This window comes from Streptomyces sp. BA2, from assembly GCF_009769735.1.
Taxonomy (GTDB): Bacteria; Actinomycetota; Actinomycetes; order Streptomycetales; family Streptomycetaceae; genus Streptomyces.
Genome location: NZ_WSRO01000002.1, coordinates 2,396,614 through 2,415,684 on the forward strand (window position 1 = coordinate 2,396,614; position 19,071 = coordinate 2,415,684).

Annotated in this window: 16 protein-coding genes; 4 read left to right on the plus strand and 12 right to left on the minus strand. The window is 71.8% G+C overall.

Features of this window, described 5'->3' with window-relative positions; all coding sequences use genetic code 11:
• Positions 1 to 16: 16 nt before the first annotated feature.
• On the minus strand, positions 17 to 643 hold the full coding sequence (locus E5671_RS13450) for an NUDIX domain-containing protein (protein WP_160504204.1): 627 nt from the start codon (positions 641 to 643) through the stop codon (positions 17 to 19).
• Positions 644 to 729: 86 nt separating this feature from the next.
• Complete coding sequence (locus E5671_RS13455) at positions 730 to 2,379, minus strand: CTP synthase (protein WP_160510165.1); 1,650 nt, start codon at positions 2,377 to 2,379, stop codon at positions 730 to 732.
• 412 nt (positions 2,380 to 2,791) lie between these two features.
• On the opposite strand from E5671_RS13455, the gene E5671_RS13460 reads away from it, so the two are divergent.
• The gene (locus E5671_RS13460; RefSeq protein WP_160504205.1) at positions 2,792 to 4,603 is read left to right on the plus strand and encodes a glycoside hydrolase family 15 protein; all 1,812 of its coding nucleotides are present in this window, start codon (positions 2,792 to 2,794) and stop codon (positions 4,601 to 4,603) included.
• A gap of 20 nt (positions 4,604 to 4,623) precedes the next feature.
• Here E5671_RS13460 and E5671_RS13465 read toward each other — a convergent pair whose 3' ends face one another.
• Complete coding sequence (locus E5671_RS13465; protein WP_160504206.1) at positions 4,624 to 6,135, minus strand: APC family permease; 1,512 nt, start codon at positions 6,133 to 6,135, stop codon at positions 4,624 to 4,626.
• 159 nt (positions 6,136 to 6,294) lie between these two features.
• Between E5671_RS13465 and E5671_RS13470 the strand changes: the two genes are divergently transcribed.
• Positions 6,295 to 7,932, plus strand: a complete 1,638-nt coding sequence (locus E5671_RS13470) for a PucR family transcriptional regulator (RefSeq protein ID WP_160504207.1) — start codon at positions 6,295 to 6,297, stop codon at positions 7,930 to 7,932.
• 24 nt (positions 7,933 to 7,956) lie between these two features.
• Here the strand turns inward: E5671_RS13470 and E5671_RS13475 are convergent, their stop codons facing one another.
• From E5671_RS13475 to recN, 3 genes are all read right to left on the minus strand, one after another.
• On the minus strand, positions 7,957 to 9,093 hold the full coding sequence (locus E5671_RS13475) for a glycosyltransferase (RefSeq protein ID WP_160504208.1): 1,137 nt from the start codon (positions 9,091 to 9,093) through the stop codon (positions 7,957 to 7,959).
• Between the two features lie 225 nt (positions 9,094 to 9,318).
• A complete protein-coding gene (locus E5671_RS13480) occupies positions 9,319 to 10,104 on the minus strand; it encodes a hypothetical protein (RefSeq protein WP_160504209.1) in 786 nt (261 codons plus the stop codon).
• A 161-nt stretch (positions 10,105 to 10,265) separates the two neighbouring features.
• Positions 10,266 to 11,993, minus strand: a complete 1,728-nt coding sequence (recN, locus tag E5671_RS13485; protein ID WP_160510166.1) for a DNA repair protein RecN — start codon at positions 11,991 to 11,993, stop codon at positions 10,266 to 10,268.
• 233 nt (positions 11,994 to 12,226) lie between these two features.
• Between recN and E5671_RS13490 the strand changes: the two genes are divergently transcribed.
• On the plus strand, positions 12,227 to 13,576 hold the full coding sequence (locus E5671_RS13490; protein ID WP_237330164.1) for an FtsX-like permease family protein: 1,350 nt from the start codon (positions 12,227 to 12,229) through the stop codon (positions 13,574 to 13,576).
• 42 nt (positions 13,577 to 13,618) lie between these two features.
• On the opposite strand, the gene E5671_RS13495 is transcribed toward E5671_RS13490, so the two are convergent.
• Genes E5671_RS13495 through E5671_RS13505 form a run of 3 tightly spaced genes read right to left on the minus strand, consistent with a single transcriptional unit; the run spans position 13,619 to position 15,733 of the window.
• On the minus strand, positions 13,619 to 14,524 hold the full coding sequence (locus tag E5671_RS13495; protein ID WP_160510167.1) for an NAD kinase: 906 nt from the start codon (positions 14,522 to 14,524) through the stop codon (positions 13,619 to 13,621).
• Between the two features lie 11 nt (positions 14,525 to 14,535).
• Positions 14,536 to 15,351: a TlyA family rRNA (cytidine-2'-O)-methyltransferase gene (locus tag E5671_RS13500; protein ID WP_160504211.1), complete on the minus strand. Its 816-nt coding sequence runs from the start codon at positions 15,349 to 15,351 to the stop codon at positions 14,536 to 14,538.
• Positions 15,352 to 15,358: 7 nt separating this feature from the next.
• The gene (locus E5671_RS13505; RefSeq protein ID WP_237330165.1) at positions 15,359 to 15,733 is read right to left on the minus strand and encodes a hypothetical protein; all 375 of its coding nucleotides are present in this window, start codon (positions 15,731 to 15,733) and stop codon (positions 15,359 to 15,361) included.
• A gap of 42 nt (positions 15,734 to 15,775) precedes the next feature.
• On the opposite strand from E5671_RS13505, the gene E5671_RS13510 reads away from it, so the two are divergent.
• Positions 15,776 to 16,123: an alkyl sulfatase C-terminal domain-containing protein gene (locus E5671_RS13510; RefSeq protein ID WP_160504212.1), complete on the plus strand. Its 348-nt coding sequence runs from the start codon at positions 15,776 to 15,778 to the stop codon at positions 16,121 to 16,123.
• On the opposite strand, the gene E5671_RS13515 is transcribed toward E5671_RS13510, so the two are convergent.
• From E5671_RS13515 to E5671_RS13525, 3 genes are read right to left on the minus strand one after another with little or no spacing between them, the layout of a single operon-like run.
• Positions 16,107 to 17,006, minus strand: a complete 900-nt coding sequence (locus E5671_RS13515; RefSeq protein WP_160504213.1) for an ABC transporter ATP-binding protein — start codon at positions 17,004 to 17,006, stop codon at positions 16,107 to 16,109. The two genes, E5671_RS13510 and E5671_RS13515, sit on opposite strands and share 17 nt — an antisense overlap.
• Positions 17,003 to 18,031: an iron chelate uptake ABC transporter family permease subunit gene (locus E5671_RS13520; protein WP_160504214.1), complete on the minus strand. Its 1,029-nt coding sequence runs from the start codon at positions 18,029 to 18,031 to the stop codon at positions 17,003 to 17,005. The genes E5671_RS13515 and E5671_RS13520 overlap by 4 nt, the downstream gene beginning before the upstream one ends.
• A complete protein-coding gene (locus tag E5671_RS13525; RefSeq protein ID WP_160504215.1) occupies positions 18,028 to 19,071 on the minus strand; it encodes an iron chelate uptake ABC transporter family permease subunit in 1,044 nt (347 codons plus the stop codon). The genes E5671_RS13520 and E5671_RS13525 overlap by 4 nt, the downstream gene beginning before the upstream one ends.

A 19,071-nucleotide genomic window follows, 5' to 3' on the forward strand; every position in this document is an offset into this window, starting at 1 on the left:
CCCAGAGCGGTACCTCTCAGGCCTCGAAGGGGCGCGCGGGCCAGGGCGCGTCGGCGGGGCGCAGCGCGTCGACGCCGTCGCCGCTCAGCACCGCGGTCAGCGAAAGGGCGCCCACGACGAGGCAGTTGTTGTGCAGCTCACCGGCGAGCACGCCCCGTACGAGCTCTTCGAGCGGTACGCGCGCCAGCTCCATGTCGGCCTCCTCCTCGGAGACTTCGAACCGCTCGCCCTCGGCCTCGGAGAGGTCACGCGCCAGGAAGATGCGCACGGCCTCGTCGCAGCCGCCGGGCGTGGTGTAGACGTCGGTCAGGACGCGCCAGTCCTCGGCCTTGACGTGCGCCTCTTCGTAGAGCTCGCGCTGGGCGGCGTGCAGGGGGTTCTCGCCGGGGATGTCGAGCAGCCCGGCCGGGATCTCCCAGAGCTTGTGGCGTACGGGGTGGCGGTACTGACGCAGGACCAGGACGCGGCCCGCGTCGTCCAGGGCGAGCACGGCGACCGACCCGGGGTGCACCTGGTAGTCACGGTGGACGACGGTCCCGTCGGGCATGACCACGTCGTCGGTGCGCACGGAGGTCTTGTTGCCCACGAAGGGCGTCTCCGTCGCTGTGACCTGCCACTCCTCGGCAGTGTCCTTGATCGTCATGTCGCCCTGTCCTCCCACACGTGCAAACAGAAACCGGGGCACGCGCCTCAGAAGGCTCGTACCCCGGCAACCGTATCGCTCTTGTGTTACTTACCCGTCTGGCGCTCCACGGCGGCCTTCACCAGGCCCGCGAAGAGCGGGTGCGGGCGGGTCGGGCGCGAGCGCAGCTCCGGGTGCGCCTGGGTGGCGACCAGGTAGGGGTGGACCTCGCGGGGGTACTCGACGTACTCGACGAGCTTGCCGTCCGGGGAGGTGCCGGAGAAGAGGATGCCGGCCTTCTTCTCCAGCTCGGCGCGGTAGGAGTTGTTCACCTCGTAGCGGTGACGGTGGCGCTCCTCGACGTACTCCTTGCCGTCGTACACCTCACGGGCGATGGAGCCCTCGGCGAGCTTCGCCGGGTACATGCCCAGGCGCATCGTGCCGCCCATGTCGCCCTCGCCCGCGACGATGTCCAGCTGCTCCGCCATGGTCGAGATGACCGGGTGGGCGGTCGCGGAGTCGAACTCCGTGGAATTGGCGTCGGGGATGTCCGCGAGGTTGCGGGCGGCCTCGATCACGATGCACTGCAGGCCGAGGCAGAGGCCGAGCAGCGGGATCTTGTTCTCGCGGGCGAAGGTGATGGCGCCGACCTTGCCGGTCACGCCGCGGTCGCCGAAGCCGCCGGGGATGCAGATCGCGTCGACGTCACCGAGCTGCTTGGCGGCGCCCGCCGGGGTCTTGCAGTCGTCGGAGGTGACCCACTTGACCTTGACGCGGGCGCGGTTGGCGAAGCCGCCCGCGCGCAGCGCCTCGGTCACCGAGAGGTAGGCGTCGGGCAGGTCGATGTACTTGCCGACCAGCGCGATGGTGACCTCGTGGTCCGGGTTGTGCACCCGGTCGAGGAGGTCCTCCCACTGGGTCCAGTTCACGTCGCGGAACGGGAGGTCGAGCTTGCGCACCACGTAGGCGTCGAGGCCCTCGGTGTGCAGGACCTTCGGGATGTCGTAGATCGACTTGGCGTCGACACAGGCGACGACCGCGTCCTCGTCGACGTCGCACATCAGCGAGATCTTGCGCTTGATGGCGGTCGGCACGTCGCGGTCGGCACGCAGCACGATGGCGTCAGGCTGGATACCGATGTTGCGCAGGGCCGCGACCGAGTGCTGGGTCGGCTTGGTCTTCAGCTCGCCGGACGGGCCGATGTAGGGCAGCAGCGAGATGTGCACGACGAAGACGTTGTCGCGGCCGACCTCGTGGCGGACCTGACGGACGGTCTCCAGGAACGGCAGGGACTCGATGTCGCCGACCGTGCCGCCGACCTCCGTGATGACGACGTCGACGTCATCGGTGGCCATGCGGCGGATGCGGTGCTTGATCTCGTTCGTGATGTGCGGGATGACCTGCACCGTGTCGCCGAGGTACTCGCCGCGCCGCTCCTTGGCGATGACCTGCGAGTAGATCTGGCCGGTGGTGACGTTCGCCGTGCCGTCGAGGTCGACGTCCAGGAAGCGCTCGTAGTGGCCGATGTCCAGGTCGGTCTCGGCGCCGTCGTTCGTGACGAACACCTCGCCGTGCTGGAACGGGTTCATCGTCCCGGGGTCGACGTTCAGGTACGGGTCGAGCTTCTGCATGGTGACGCGCAGGCCGCGCGCCTTGAGGAGCGCACCCAGGCTCGAGGCAGTCAGACCCTTGCCGAGGGAAGAGGCGACACCCCCGGTGACGAAGATGTGCTTGGTCGTCGTGGACTTTGGCTGCATGGCCAAGAGGGGGCTCCCGTGGTCGCGGTCTGAAGGGTGCGTACCGGCACCCTCACCGGGGATTCTGGGGAGGTGCCGTCGCTGCGGTTCGGGGGTTCAATGACCACCGGCTCACGGGCTACCAGGGTATCAGCGACCGGGCGAGGCTGCTTCCGGCCACGCTCGGGCACCCACGTCACACCTCCCTCACCTGGCGCTCACCCGTTCGGCGCAGGCCGGTTGCCGGGAGCGGCGCGCAGATCACCTAGGTGCGTCGTATCCTGCTCGGACACTCGCTGCCGAGCCGGTCCGACTAACGGCAACCACCCCCGTCCGTCCCCCGGAACAAGAGACTCGTGCAGTTCGTTTTACAGCGAAGCCTTGACCGTAGAGCGAGCGCCCCCGAGAGGGCGACGTGGCCGTTTGACTGGAGATGCACGTGGCCGGGCGCATCGAGGATTACGCACTCATCGGAGACATGCAGACCGCTGCCCTGGTCTGCAGGGACGGCACAGTCGACTGGCTGTGCCTGCCCCGCTTCGACTCGCACGCCATCTTCGCCGGATTGCTCGGCACGGAGGAGCACGGATTCTGGCGCCTCGGGCCCGCTCACAGCCCCGACGCACCACCGCCGACCGCCGCGCGGCGCACGTACCGCGGCGACTCGCTGATCCTGGAATCCGAGTGGGACACCCCGCGCGGCACGGTCCGCGTGACCGATTTCATGCCTCCGCGCGACACGGACGCGCCGCAGCTCGTGCGGATCGTCGAGGGTGTCAGCGGCCGGGTGCCGATGCGCTCCGCCCTGCGGATGCGGTTCAGCTACGGCCGCGTGGTGCCCTGGGTGCACAAGGTCGACGGGCGCACGGTGGCCGTCGCGGGGCCCGACTCGGTGTGGCTCGACACGTCGGCCGAGACCTTCGGCAAGGACCTCACGACGTACTCGGACTTCACGGTCGCGCCCGGTGACCGGATCGCGTTCACCATCTCGTGGCAGCCCTCGCACAAGGAGCCGCCCGCGCCGGCCGAGCCCGAGAACGCCCTTGAGGCCACGCAGGACTTCTGGCGGGAGTGGGTCGAGCACTGCACGTACCACGGCCCGTACCGCGAGGCCGTGGTCCGCTCCCTGATCACCCTGAAGGCCCTGACGTACGCCCCCACGGGCGGCATCGTCGCGGCGCCCACGACGTCGCTGCCGGAGGACATCGGGGGTTCCCGCAACTGGGACTACCGCTACACGTGGCTGCGCGACGCCGCCATCACGCTCTCCTCGCTCCTGCGCACCGGGTACCGCGAGGAGGCCCGCGCCTGGCGCGAGTGGCTCCTGCGTGCGGTGGCGGGCGACCCCGAGAACCTCCAGATCATGTACGGCATCGCGGGCGAGCGTGAGCTCGGCGAGGCCGAGCTGGACTGGCTGCCGGGGTACGAGGGCTCCACACCGGTCCGGGCCGGCAACGGCGCCGCGCACCAGCTCCAGCTCGATGTGTACGGCGAGGTCACCGAGGCCCTGCACCTGGCGCACATGACGGGCCTGACCCGCAGCGACTATGCCTCGCTGCTCCAGCTCAAGCTGATCCGGTACCTGGAGACGCACTGGGACCAGCCCGACGAGGGCATCTGGGAGGTGCGCGGCCCGCGCCGCCACTTCGTGCACTCCAAGGTGATGGTCTGGGTCGCCGTCGACCGCACGATCAAGCTCATCGAGTCCGGCGACGCGGACGGCCCCCTGGACAAGTGGCGCGACCTGCGCGACGACATCCACCGGGACGTCTGCGAGAAGGGCTACGACAAGGAGCGGAACACGTTCACGCAGTCGTACGGCTCGAAGGAGCTGGACGCCTCGCTGCTGCTCATCCCGCAGATGGGCTTCCTGCCGCCCGACGACAAGCGCGTGATCGGCACGATCGAGGCGATCCAGCGGGAGCTCTCGACGTCGGACGGCTTCATCCTGCGCTACCCGACCGCGGGGGACGACGCGGGCGTGGACGGCCTTGAGGGCGACGAAGGCGCCTTCCTGGCCTGCTCGTTCTGGATGGCGGACGACCTGGCGATGATCGGCCGCGTCGACGAGGCCCGCAAGCTCTTCGAGAAGCTGCTCGCGCTCCGCAACGACCTGGGGCTGCTCGCCGAGGAGTGGGATCCGCGGCTGCAGCGCCAGGTCGGCAACTTCCCGCAGGCGTTCAGCCACGTGCCGCTGATCGACACGGCACTGCGTCTTACGGCCAGCGGGGCGTACGGCGGTTAGCGAGGGTCGGCGAGGCCCTTTCAGGTCCGGACGGCGACGGGTTCCCCGTCGCCGTCCGTGCGTTCGGCCGCGTCCTCCAGGACGATCCGGCCGATGATCTCGTAGCGGGCGGGCTGCTTCGCCCGCAGATACAGGCCGAGGCCGAGGCCCCCGAAGAAGACGAGGCCCACGATCCAGGGGATGGCCTTGAAGAAGAGGGAATCGGCGGCGCTGCCCGCCGCGGTGTCCATGTTGATCACGAGCAGGACGACGACGGCGATCATGCCGATGCCGCCGAGCAGCGGCGCGACCAGGGTCGTGAACCAGTGCCGGTCCTCGGGGTGGTTCTTGCGGAAGTAGCCGATGACGGCGAACGAGCAGAGGGTCTGCACGATGAGGATCGCCATCGTGCCGAGGATCGCGAGCAGCGTGTAGAGGTGGATGTACGGGTCCTGTCCGGTGAGCCAGAAGGCGGCGACCAGCGCGACGGCGATCGCGGACTGGACGTAGGAGGCGATGTACGGGGAGCCGTGCCTGGGGTGCGTGCGGCCGAGGCCGCGGTGCAGGAATCCCTCGCGCCCGATCGCGTACAGATAGCGCGAGGCGCACTGGTGGAAGGCCATGCCGCAGGCGAACGAGCCGGTGATCAGGAGCCATTGGAAGGTGTCGACCGCCCAGGCCCCGATGAAGGAGTGGGCCGGGTCGAAGAACAGGTCGAGCGGGCTGGTGGACTGCGAGACCTTCACCGAACCGGAGAGGCCGTTGCCCGCGATGGTCATCCAGGAGACGTAGATGTAGAAGAGTCCGACGCCGACGACCGAGACGAGGGTCGCGCGCGGGATGACCTTCTTGGGGTTGCGGGACTCCTCGCCGTACATGGCGGTGGACTCGAAGCCGACCCAGGACCAGAAAGCGAAGAAGAGGCCGAGGCCGGCCGATGTGCCGGTGAAGGCGTTCTTCGGGTTGATCGGTTCGACGGGGATACCGTCGGGGCCGCCGCCGTGGATCAGTACGGCGGTGGCGACGGCGAAGAGGACCGCGATCTCGGCGATCAGCATCACGCCGAGCGCCTTCGCTGTGAGGTTGATGTCGAAGTACGACAGGACGACGGTGACGGCGAGCATCGCGGCCGCGTAGAGGATCCACGGCAGGTCGGCGCCGAGCTGATCATGGACGGTGGTCTTGGCGAAGTACGCGAAGACACCGACGATCGACGCCTCGAAGACGACGTACGCGAGGACGGCGAGCATCCCGGACGCCATGCCCGCTATGCGGCCGAGGCCGTGCGAGATGTAGCCGTAGAAGGCGCCGGCGGCGGTGATCCGCTTGGCCATGGCGACGTATCCGACCGAGAACACGGTCAGGACGAGCGTCGCGAAGAGATAGCCCGCGGGCGCTCCGGTGCCGTTGCCCGCGCCGACGGCGATGGGGAGGTTGCCGGTCATCGCCGTGATGGGCGCGGCGGTGGCGACCGCCATGAAGACGACGCCGACGAGGCCGACGGAGTTCGCCTTGAGACGGTGGACCTCGGGTGTGGTGGGTTGCTCTGGCATGGCGGGCACCCTTCCGTGGCGTGATGTACGCCACAACCGACAGGAGGTCGCGCAATTGACGTTCCGGGGCGACGAGTTGTCGGGTTATGAGCGGATCAGATCATTCCCGTAACGGGCCGGAGATGTTCCCGGAACGTATGCGCAGGTACCGTCCGCCCCATGGAAAGTCAGGGCACGCAGGGCACTCAGGGCGGCATCACCGTGCAGCGTGCCCTGGAACTTCCGGGTCTTCGCGGTGGACTGCCCGAGGTGGTCGCGGGCGCCGAGCGGCTGCAGCGCACGGTGCGGTGGGTGCACGCGGGCGAGGTGCCGAACATCGCCTCCCTCCTCAAGGGCGGCGAGCTGCTCCTGACCACGGGCCTCGGCCTGGGCGCACGCCCCGCCGAGCAGCGTGCCTTCGTGCGCAAGCTCGCCGAGCGCGGTATCGCGGCGCTCGTCGTGGAGCTGGGCCCGCGCTTCACGCGGCTCCCCGCGGCGATCGTGGAGACGGCGCGCGCGGCCGGGCTTCCGCTGGTGCAGCTGCACCGCGAGGTGCCCTTCGTGACGGTCACCGAAGAGGTCCACACCGAGATCGTCAACGGCCACTACGCACTGCTCCAGCGGGCCGACGAGGTCCACCGGCGCTGCACGGAGGCGCTGCTCGGCGGGGGCGGCGTACCCCAGGTCCTGAACGTCCTCGCGGACTTCAGCGGCAACCCGGTGTTCCTGGAGACGGCGGACGGGCAGCTTCTGTACGCCGCCGGGGCGGGCACGGAGTGTGCCGATCCGCTCCAGGTGTGGGAGGGGCTGCGGGGTCAGCACAAGGACGGGCCGCCCGCGGGTGCGCTGCTCGTCGACGTGCCGGGCGGCGGCCCCGGCTCGGGCTCGGTGCGCGCCCGGCTCGTGCTGCTCGCGGTGGAGTCCGCGCTGCTTCCGGTGCACCGGATCGCGGCGGAGCGGGCCGCGGGCTCGCTCGCGGTGGTTCTGATGCAGGCCCGGCAGGAGGAGGAACTCGCCGCGCGGGGCCGGGGCGACTTCCTGACCGACCTGGCGGAGGGGCGGATCCTGGCCGACGACGCGCCGGCCCAGGCGCGGGTGCTCGGCTTCAAGCCCGGCGAGAGCCCGCTGCTCCCGGTCGTGATGCGGCTCGCGGACGGGCTGCCGCCGGGCGGCGGCTGGGCCGTGCTCGCGCGGGCGGTGGCGGAGGAGCTCGCGGCGGTGGGCGTGCCGGTGCTGCTCGGCGTACGTCCGGTCGAGGGGCGGGTCCCGCTGCTCCTTGGCCTCCGTACGGAATCCGAGCGCACCGCGGTGGCCGACCGGGTCGCCGCGGCGCTGCGGGCGGGCGTGGAGCGGGCGGGGATGCAGCGGGCCGGGGCGCTGCCGCCGGTCGTGGTGGTCGGGGTCGCGGGCGGCTGGGCGGCGGCATCGGCGGGGCTCCGGCACGCGGCGGAGACGGCGACGGCAGCGCAGGGCCTCATCGACCGCCCCTGGTACGACGCGCGGCGCCTGGACATCGACCTGCTGCTGTGGCGCCTGCACAACTACGACGACTCTGCGCTCGCGGCGTTCGTGGACCGCGCGATCGGCCCGCTGCGCACCCACGACCGGCGCTCGAAGCCACCGCTGCTGCCCACCCTGCAGACGTATCTGGCCCATGCGGGACGCAAGGCGGAGACGGCGCGCGAACTGCACCTGAACCGTCAGACTCTCTACAACCGCCTCGCCCGGATCAGTGAACTCCTCGGCACGGACCTGGACGACCCGCAGACGGTGCTCGCGCTGAGCCTGGCGCTGCGCGCGCGTAGGCACGTGGCGTAGCGGCGCCGCCCCGGGACTACGGGGCTACGGACCGAAGGGCTGCGTCAACTCGTCGTAGACGCTGAGGACTTGAGTGACCGTTTCGTCCTCGGTCGGCCATGTCGCCGCCTGGGCCGTGCCCTTGTCCCTGAGCCGCTCCCCGAGCGCGGGGTCGGCGAGGAGGCGTGCGACGGCGGTGGCCAGGGCCTCGGCGTCGCCGTACGGGACGAGGACGGCGGCGTCGCCGACCAGTTCGGGGATGCCGCCGACAGAGGTCGCGACGAGCGGCACGCGCGCGTGCAGGGCTTCCTGGGCGAGCACGGAGCGGGACTCCCAACTGGTGGGCAGCACCACGAGATCGGCCGCCGCGAGCATCTCGGGCACGTCGTCGCGCCGCCCCACGAGCCGGACCGGGAGACCTTCGCCTTCGATGCGCCGCTGCAGAGCGCCGCGCTCCGGCCCCTCCCCGGCGATGACGAGGAGCGGCAGGGGGTCGAGGTGGCGCCACGCGCGCGCGGCCTCCAGGAGGACGTCGTAGCCCCGCTGCCGTTCGAGCGTGCCGACGGTGACGATCAACGGCCGCCCGACGGCGCCGAGTTCGGCGAGGGCCTTGTGGCGCAGACCCTCGGCGTCCTCGGCCGGCCCGGCAGCCGGCCGCGGCGCGGGGAACGTGACGGGGGCGAGGCGGGCGTCCCGCGCGCCCCTGCTGCGGGCGCGGTCCACGAGGTCGGACGAGGTGCCGAGGACCACGGCGGCGGCCTTGGCGACGCGTCGCTCCAGGAGGCGCAGAACGCGGGCGCGCGCTCCTTCCGCGTGCGCGCGCGTGTGCCAGGTGACGACGAGGGGGACGCGGCGGCCGGTGAGCGCAAGGGCGGCGCGGAGTGCGGCATGCAGTCCGTGCGCGTGCACGAGGTCGGCGTCGGCGCAGGCCACGCGGAGGGAGGCGACGGACGCGGGGTCGCTGCTGCGCGGTACGTGGACGTGTCGGGCGCCGGTGCCCGTCAGGTCGTAGGCGCCGACGGCTTCGGTGGGGGCACACACCGTGACCCGCACGCCCCGCGCCGCGAGGCCCGCGGCGAGCGACCTGACGTGGGCACTGCTGCCCGCGCTGCCACCGCCCAGTACTTGCACGGTGTGCAGGGGGGTCTGACCGTGCGGTGAGTGGCTGCTCACGTGGCTCACGTAGCCGGGGCTCCTGGGTCGGCGTCGGGGGGCTGCGCCAAGGATGCCAGTCCGTACGGACGTTCCGGCACCGCCGAAAGGTCTCTTCCGTGGCGGGGCGGGCAACTCCCTGAGCCGGATCACCCACACGGGTGAGGACAACGGGGATCCAGCATCACGGACGACCTGCGCCCGCCGCATCTTCGCAGGGCCTTGGGGCGGCTTCGGCACGGCACAGCGGAGACGCTAGGCGGCCGAGCTCCCCGCCACCGCGCCGGCGCTGACCTTCTCTCCGTACACGGCCGCCGCGACAAGACCCGCCGCATGCACGATGAGCCCCGCGCGGCCATTGCCGGCGACGACGGCCGCGCCGAGCGCCGCGCCCAGGGCATGCGCTCCCGCGTCGCCGATCATGGCCTGCTCCCCGATGTCCTCGGGCAGCACGGCCGCCGCGGCGCCCACGGAGGCGGCGGTGAGGACCCCGGCGGCGCCTTCGCGCAGCAGCCCTGGCGCCCCCAGCACGACCACCGCTCCGGCGGCCCTTCCGGGGCGTACGTCCACGAGGTTGACGAAGTGGGCGGTGCCCGCGATCACGACGCCCGCGAGGAGCTTGTCCACCGGCCGCTCCTTGAGCAACGCACCGGCGGCGAGCCCCGCCGCGCAGATCCCGAACAACTTCGCGGCCCCACTGGTCACTTCGCCGCCCCGCAGCGCACCGAGGTGCGCGCGAAAGCCCCGGCGCGGATCACCGTCCCCCGCAACATCGTCGTACGCCCCGCAGGCTCCCGCCGCGAGCACGGCGAGCGCGGCGGCGGCGCGGGTCCTGGCGGGCAGAGCCACGACTCCGGCCGCGGCACCGAGGGCGGCGGCGGGCCCGGCGTACAACTCCACTGCCCGCCCCGCGTAGTTCTTCCGCTGCCAGCGGTCGGGGCCGCCGGGGGCGCGTGAGCGCAGCGCGGTGGTGGCCGCGCGGGTGACGGCGACCGCGCCGACGAGGGCCGGGAGACGCCGGGCAGAGGTGCGCTTGATCATGCGCATCAGGGTACGGGGGCTGAAACTCCAGCCAGACCGCCGGGAGCCGGCATCTCAGCCCGTCCGGCGTTTGAGGACGAACACGGCGAAGCCGGTGATCCGCGGTACCCAAGGCACGCCCCGCTGAAGGCGCCCCCGCCCGAGAAAAGCGCCCCCGCCCGTTACCCCTCCCCCCGAGCCGTCGCCAGCAACTCCTCCGCATGCGCCCGCGCGGTCTCCGAGTCCTCCTGGCCCGCCAGCATCCGGGACAGCTCCCGCACCCGGTCCTCCCCCTCGAGCACCAGCACTCCGGAGCGCGTGACGCTCCCGTCGTTCGTCTTCTCGACCAGCAGCTGCCGGTCGGCGAACGCCGCCACCTGCGGCAGATGCGTCACGACCACGACCTGCGCGGACTTGGCGAGGCGGGCCAGCCTGCGGCCGATCTCGACCGCGGCCTTGCCGCCGACACCGGCGTCGACCTCGTCGAAGAGGTACGTCGGCACGGGGTCCGTGCCCGCGAAGACGACCTCGACGGCGAGCATCACGCGCGACAGCTCACCGCCGGACGCGCCCTTGGCGATCGGCCGGGGCGGGGCGCCCGGATGCGGGGCCAGGAGGAGTTCCACCTCGTCCACGCCCGCCGGGCCGTACGCGACGAGGCGTCCGTCGACCGGCACACCGTCCGCGCCCTCGGGCACCTCCGTGGCGGTGATGTCGATCGTCACGCGCGCGTGCGGCATCGCGAGCGAGGCCAGCTCTTCGGTGACGGCTGCCGCGAACCGCGACGCCGCCTCCTGACGCGCGTCGGTCAACGCCTGGGCGAGTCCGGCGAGTTCAGACCGCAGCGCGTCCCGCTCGGCGGTCAGCTCCTCCAGACGGTCGTCGTCACCCTCGAGTTCGGTGAGCCGCGCGGCCCCCTCCTGGGCCCAGGCGAGCACGGCGTCGATGTCGGAGCCGTACTTCCGGGTCAGCTGGGTGAGCGCGGCCCGCCGTTCCTCCACCGCCGCGAGGCGCAGTGGATCGGCGTCGAGGTCATCGGCGTACCCCGCGAGCTCGCCCGCCACATCGCCAAGGAGGATTCCGATCTCGCCGATCCGCTCGGCGAGCGCGGCCAGGGCGGGGTCGTGGGAACGCACCGCCTCAAGAGCCCGGTGGGCGCCCGCCACCAGCGTCGTGGCGTCGACACCCTCCGGGTCCTCGGGGTTGCCCGCGAGCGCGGCGTGCGCGGACGTGGCGGCGGAGGCGAGGGCCTCCGCGTGGCCGAGCCGCTCGGCCTCTGCGGCCAGTTCGGTGTCCTCGCCCTCGCGCGGCTCCACGCCCGCGACCTCGTCGAGGCCGAAGCGCAGCAGATCGGCCTCCTGGGCCCGTTCACGCGCACGCGTGGTGATCTCGTCGACCTCGGTCGTCACGGCCCGCAGCCTGCGGTACGCGGCCGTGTACTTGGCCAGCGGCACGGTGACCGCGTCGCCCGCGTACCGGTCGAGGGCCCCGCGCTGCCGGGCCGGTTTGAGCAGGCCCTGCTGGTCCGTCTGGCCGTGCACCGCGACGAGGTCGTCGGCGAGTTCGGACAGCAGACCCACCGGTACGGACCGCCCGCCGAGGTGCGCACGAGAGCGCCCCTCCGCCGAGACCGTACGGCTGATCAGCAGCGCCCCGTCGTCGAGTTCGGCCCCCGCTTCCTCCGCGCGCACGGCAGCCGTGGCATCCGCGGGCACAGTGATCCGCCCCTCCACCACCGCCGCCTTGGCGCCGATCCGCACCAAGGCGGGATCCGCGCGTCCGCCGAGCAGCAGGCCAAGGCTGGTGACCACCATCGTCTTGCCCGCACCGGTCTCGCCGGTCACGGCGGTGAACCCCGGCGACAGCTCGACCACCGCGTCGTCGATGACTCCGAGCGACCGTATCCGCATCTCCTCCAACACGGACACGACCTTACGAGGTCATGGGCCAGGTGTGCGACGGCCCCTGGTCTCCTTCCACCTTCCTTCCACGAAGACGCAGGTGGCAAAGGCGGACCGAACGGACGCTGTCACTCGCAGGGGGTGGGGGTCTCTGGGGGCTGGCAGGGGTGGGGATTACCCCACCATGATCTTCCTGTCAGCCTCCTGGTGCACGGGTGACCCAGCACCCCACCATGATCAGTATGGGAACGGGACTGGCACAGGCGGCGCTGCGCGCGCATCGCCCGGCGTTTGTGGGGACGGCGGTGGCCGCGCTCTTCGCGGCGACCGTGGTGAGCGCGTCGACGATGATGCTCGGCACGACGGGCACCGACGGGCTCTCCGCGCGGGCACGCAGGCAGATCACCGAGAACGGCGTCGGCGACATGGCCGTCGTCCTGCTCATCGGATCGATCTACATGTCGATATTCGTGGTCGCGTCGACGATGGGTACGGCCGTCACGCAGCAGCACCGCGAGCTGGCCATGGTGCGCTCCATCGGCGCCAAGCCCCGTCAGGTCCGCCGCGCCGTGGCCGTTCAGGCCCTCGCCGCGTCGATCCCGGCGGCGCTCGCAGGCTTCGTCCTCGGCGGCTTCGGCGCGCGCTGGTGGCACGCGGGCATGGTGTCGCACGGACTGCTCCCCGCCGAGGCGGACTTCCGGTTCGGCTGGGTCGCCCTGCCGGTGTGCCTGGGCGTGGCCGTGGTGACGACGACGCTCGCCGCGCTCCTCTCGGCGCTGCGGTTCTCGCTGCTTCGCCCGGCCCGCGCCCTGAGCGAAGCGGCGACCGGGCGGCGGGGGCTCGGCATGCTGCGGGCGCCGCTCGGCCTGATCGCGGTCGCGGGGGCCTGCGCCGTCTCCGTACTGCTGTCGAAGCAACCCGCGGCCGAGGCGAGCGAGGGCGCCTTCCTCGTCCTGATCCTCTTCTGCGTGGGCGCGGGGCTGCTCGGCCCGCGGATCATCGGGCCCGCGGCCTGGCTGGTCTCCGCGCTGGTGGGCCGGTTCGGCGGCAGCGCGCGCCTGGCCATGCTCAACGTCCGCTCGCAGCCCCGCCGCTTCTCCGCCGCGGTCGTGCCGCTCGTCCTGGTCGTGGGCTTCGGCCTGACCAAGATCGGCATGCACACCACGGCACAGCACTACACAGGTTCGGCGGGCAGCACGGGCGAGGTCTGGCTCGACTATGTGGGCACGGGGCTCTACGCGGGCTTCGCCGCGATCGCCGCGGCGAACACCCTCGCCATGATCTCCTTCGAGCGCCGCCGCGACATCGCCCTGCTGCGGGTGGTGGGCAGTCAGCGCGCCCAGGTGCGGGCGATGGCGGCCTGGGAGGCCGTGGTCGTCGCGGGGACGGCGCTGCTGCTCGGCACCGCGATAGCGCTCGGCACGCTGGCCCCCATCCTCAGCACGGCCTTCGGCTCGTCGCTCCCCCACCTGCCGTGGGCCGTGCCGACGGGGATCGCGGCGGGCACCCTGCTCCTCACCCTGCTGGCCACGGGCCTGCCGGTGGCCTCGGTGATGCGGCGCCGCGCGATATCCGTGGTCGGCACGGCCTAGCGGCGGCGCCCGGCGCAACGCGAGGGCGCCCGGCGCGTACGGCTAGTGAGGCGCCCCGCGCCACCCCGAAACCGGCAGCGCGAACTTGGCCACGAGCCGGTCGGTGAACGACGCGTGGTGCAGCCGTGCGAGCCGCACCGGCACCGCTCCCCTGCGCACCTCGACCCGGGCCCCCGGCGGCAGTTCCACGGTCCGCCGGCCGTCGCACCACAGCACCCCGTGCGACGTGTGCTGCTGGACCTCGACGGCGAGCACCGAGTCCGGCGAGGTCACCAGGGGCTTGGCGAACAGGGCGTGGGCGCTGATCGGCACCATCAGGAGCGCCTCCACCTCCGGCCACACCACGGGCCCGCCCGCTGAGAAGGCGTACGCGGTGGAGCCGGTCGGCGTCGCGCACACGATGCCGTCGCAGCCGAAGCCGGTGACCGGACGCCCGTCGATCTCCAGGACGACCTCGAGCATCAGTTCGGCCGACATCTTCTGCACGGCGGCTTCGTTCAGCGCCCAGTCGCGGTGCACGACATCGCCGTTGCTGCGCACGACGACGTCGATGGTCATCCGCTCCTCGACCTCGTACGCCCTCGTCACCACCCGGTCGACGACCTTGTCGAGGTCGTCCCGCTCGGCCTCGGCGAGGAAGCCGACACGCCCCAGGTTCACTCCGAGCATCGGCACCCCGGACGCGCGGGCGAACTCGGCGCCGCGCAGCAGCGTGCCGTCGCCGCCGAGCACGACGAGCAGTTCACAGCCGTCGAGGCACTGGGGGGTGGCCTCCTTCACCGTGCCGACCTCGGGCGGCAGCGGCAGATCGGCCGCCTCCGCCTCCAGGACCCGTACGCCGATGCCGCTGCGCAGCAGCCCCTGGACGACGAGTTCGGCACTGCGGATGGCGGCAGGCCGTCCGGTGTGCGCGAGCAGGAAAACGGTACGAGCTCGGGTCTGGGTCACTCGGGTCTGAGTCAACGGGGCCCCTCCGCCACGGCACGGTCAACGTCCGCCGGGTCGAGTTCGGGCGCCCCGGCACGCAGCCACAGAAAGTACTCGACATTTCCGGAAGGTCCGGGCAGCGGGCTCGCGGTCACGCCACGCACACCGAGCCCGAGCCCCCACGCCTGGCGCGCCACACCGCGTACGGCATCGGCCCGGAGTGCCGCGCTGCGCACCACACCGCCGCTGCCCAGACGTTCCTTGCCGACCTCGAACTGCGGCTTGACCATCAGGACCAGGTCGGCGTCCGGGGCGGCGCAGCGCACGAGAGCCGGAAGCACGAGGCCGAGCGGGATGAACGACAGGTCGCCGACGACCAGGTCGACGGGGGTGCCGTCGATGGCTTCGAGCGTCAACTCCCGTACGTTCGTACGGTCCTTGACGGTGACCCGGTCGTCGCTCTGCAGGGACCAGGCGAGCTGGCCGTAGCCGACGTCCACGGCGACGACGCCCGAGGCGCCCGCCCGCAGCAGCACATCGGTGAAACCGCCGGTGGACGCGCCCGCGTCGAGCGCGCGCCGCCCCTCGACGACCAGGCCCTGCGGCACGAACGCGGCGAACGCGCCCGCCAGCTTGTGGCCGCCGCGCGAGACGTAGTCGGGATCGCTGTCGTCGTTCGCGACCACGATGGCTGCCGCGGTCTCCACCTGCGTCGCGGGCTTCGTCGCGGTGTTCTTGTCGACGGTCACACGGCCGGCGGCGATCAGCTGGCTGGCGTGCTCGCGCGAGCGCGCCAGCTTGCGCCGGACCAGTTCGGCGTCGAGGCGGCGGCGTGCCACTCCTGCCACGTTCTGTTCAGCTCCTGTTGTACGGGGGCGAGTGCTGGGGCTTGTACGGGGATGAGTGCTGGGGCGAAGCCGCGGGCGTCCCCATGGGTGAGGGCGCCGGCGGCCCGGGGCGTGCGTCGAGCGCGGTCAGCGCGTCACGCAGTCCCCGGTGTACATCCTCGTACACCTCGATGTGGCCGTCCGTGGCGAGGTGGTCGGCGTCGCCGAGCCGCCGGAGCAGGCCGTCCACCTCGGCGTCACCGGTCGGCACGCGCTCCACCCCGAGGGGCGCGGGACCGACGGGGTCGTACGTCTCCGGCTCGGGCTCGGGCGTCCGCGCCTCCGCCTCGGCGGCCTCGGGCTCCACCAGCTCAGGCTCGGGGCCCGGCAACGAGTCGTTCATGCCCCGACGCTACCGCGAAGCGCTGCGGTACCGTCGATCACGATGGCGACGATCGAAGAGTGCCGGACGGCGCTCGACAAACTCTCGGACAATCTGGCGGGCGCCGAAGGCGGCGTGCGCAGTGCCGCCGCGCTCAACCGCTCGCTGAGCTGCCGCATCACCGATCTCGACGTGACCTTCACGGGCCGTCTCGAGAACGGCCGGATCACGGTGCTCGACACGCATCCCGGCCCCCCTCGCGAGAAGGCCGAGATCCGCCTCACCATGTCCGGCGACGATCTGGTGGCGATGGTCGACGGCGAGCTGAACTTCGCGAAGGCCTGGGCCTCCGGCCGGGTCAAACTGGAGGCGGGCCTGCGTGACTTGCTCCGCCTCAGGTCGCTGCTTTAACCCCTGCGGTCGCCGCGTCCGCGGGCTTCTTGCGCACCCGCCGCGCCGCGGGCACCACGAGCGGTGTCCCGGTCTCCGGGTCGTCGATGATCTGGCAGTCCATCCCGAAGGTGTCCCGCACCAGCTCCGTCGTGACGACGTCGGACGGCGCGCCCTCGGCGATGACCTCGCCGTCGCGCAGGGCGATGAGGTGGGTGGCGTACCGGGCCGCGTGGTTGAGGTCGTGCAGGACGGCCACGAGCGTGCGGCCCTGCTCCTCGTGGAGGTCGGCGCACAGGTCGAGCACGTCGATCTGGTGCTGGATGTCGAGGAACGTCGTCGGCTCGTCCAGGAGCAGGAGCGGGGTCTGCTGGGCGAGTGCCATCGCGATCCAGACGCGCTGGCGCTGTCCGCCGGAGAGTTCGTCGACATAGCGATCGGCCAGTTCGGCGACACCGGTCGAGGCCATGGACTCGCCCACGATCCGCTCGTCCTGCGCCGACCACTGGCGAAGGAGCCCCTGGTGGGGGTAGCGGCCGCGCGCCACCAGGTCGCCCACCGTGATGCCGTCGGGCGCGATGGACGACTGCGGGAGCAGGCCGAGCGTCCGGGCCACCTTCTTCGCGGGCATCGACTGGATGACGTTGCCGTCGAGCAGGACGCGGCCCGCCGATGGCTTGAGCATCCTCGACAGGGCGCGCAGCAGGGTGGACTTGCCGCAGGCGTTCGGGCCGACGATCACCGTGAAGGAGTTGTCGGGGATCTCGACGGACAACTTCTCCGCGATGACGCGCTGGTCGTAGCCAAGGGTCACGTCGTCCGCGATGAGCCGGTTCACTGCGGCACGCTCCTGCCTGTCGGTGCTCTCAGAGGTATTCGTGTTCGTGGCCGTGCGCGTCTTCATATCCGCCCCGCCTTGCGCTCGATGACCAGCAGCCACAGCAGGTAGATGCCGCCGAGCACTCCCGTGACCACGCCGACGGGCAGCTGGTCGGCGCCGAAGGCCCGCTGCGATGCCCAGTCCGCGACGATCAGCAGGGTGGCGCCCATGAACATCGCGGGCAGCAGGTTCGGCCCCGGCGAGCGGGTGAGCCGCCTGGCCAGCTGCGGTGCGGTGAGCGCGACGAAGCTGACGGGGCCCGCCGCGGCGGTGGCGGCGGCGACGAGCAGCACGGCCGAGCCCATCAGGACGAGGCGGGTGCGTTCGACGGGCACGCCGAGCGCGTACCCGACGTCGTCGCCCATCTCCAGCATCCGCAGCGGACGTGCGTACGTCATGACGAGGGGTACGAGGATCGCGCACAGGACGAGCAGCGGCCAGACCTGCTCCCAGTCCCGGCCGTTGAGGGAGCCGGTCATCCAGACGACGGCGCGGGCGGCGTCGACGATGTCCGCCTTGGTGAGCAGATAGCCGTTGATCGCGGTGACGAAGGCGGAGACACCGATGCCGACCAGGACGAACCGGAAGCCGTGCACGCCCCGCTTCCAGGCAAGCACGTAGATCGCGAAGCCGGTGACCAGACCGCCCACGAGCGCGCCCCCGGCGACCTGCACCGCGCTGCCCTGGAAGAGGACGATCATGATGAGCGCGCCCGCGGTGGACCCCTGCCCCAGGCCGAGGATGTCCGGACTGCCCAGCGGATTGCGGGAGATGGACTGGAAGATCGCGCCGCCGAGCCCGAGCGCGGCCCCCACGAGGAGGCCGACCAGGACCCGCGGAAGCCGCAGGTCGTTGATGATGAACTCCTGCCCGGCGTCTCCGTTGCCGAGCAGGGTGCGGATGACGTCGGCGGCGGGGATGGGGAAGTCGCCGGTGCCGATCAGGACGACGCTCGCGGCGAGCGCGGCCAGGATGAGCACGGCGACGACCACGGCCGTGCGGACGTCGAGGCGGAAGCTGAGCCCGCCCCGGGTGCGTATCGCCTTCACAGCTGAGCCAGCCTCCGCCGTCGTACGAGAAAGATGAAGACCGGAGCGCCGATCAACGCGGTGATGATGCCGACCTGAAGTTCGGCGGGCCGCGCGACGATGCGCCCGATGACGTCGGCGCCGAGCAGAAGGACCGGCGAGAGGATCGCCGCGTACGGCAGGATCCAGCGCATGTCGGGCCCGGTGAAGGAGCGCACGACGTGCGGCACCATCAGGCCGACGAACATGATGGGCCCGCAGGCCGCGGTCGCCGCCCCGCAGAGCAGGGTCGCGGCGGCCATGGACAGGGCGCGGGTGCGGTTCAGATGGGCGCCGAGCGCGCGGGCGGTGTCGTCACCCATGGCCATGGCGTTGAGCGGCCGGGCGAGGCCGAGTGCGACCACGATGCCGATCACGAGGAACGGCAGGACCTGAAGGATGGTCTCGTTCTTGGCGGAGGCCAGGGAACCGACCGTCCAGAAGCGCATCTTGTTGAGCGCGGCGTTGTCCGTGATCATCACGGCCTGCAGATAGCCGTAGAGCGCGGCGCTCAGCGCGGTACCTGCGAGCGCGAGCCGTACGGGCGTCGCGTTGCGGGTCCCGCCGAGGGCGTAGACGGCGGCGCCGACAACTGCCGCTCCGGCGAAGGCGAACCACACGTAGCCGCTCAGTGAGGTGACGCCGAAGAAGCTGATGGCGGTGACGACGGCGGCCGAAGCTCCGAGGTTGATGCCGAGCAGTCCGGGGTCGGCCAGGGGGTTGCGCGTCAGTGCCTGGAGGACGGCGCCCGCGAGACCGAGGGCCACGCCGACGAGCACCCCGAGCAGCGTCCGCGAGAGCCGCTCTCCGACGACGACATCGCCGTACGTCCCGGTGTCCTGGAAGAGACCGTGCCAGACCTGGTCCAGGGACATCTGTTTCGCACCGACCGCGATGCTCGCCACGACGACGAGCAGCAGCACACAGACCGAGACGAGGAGCCCGGCACTGCGTATCGCGCGGCGGTTGGGTGGCGCGGGGGCGGTCTCCGCGCTGGCTTCGGGGGGACTGTCGACCAACAC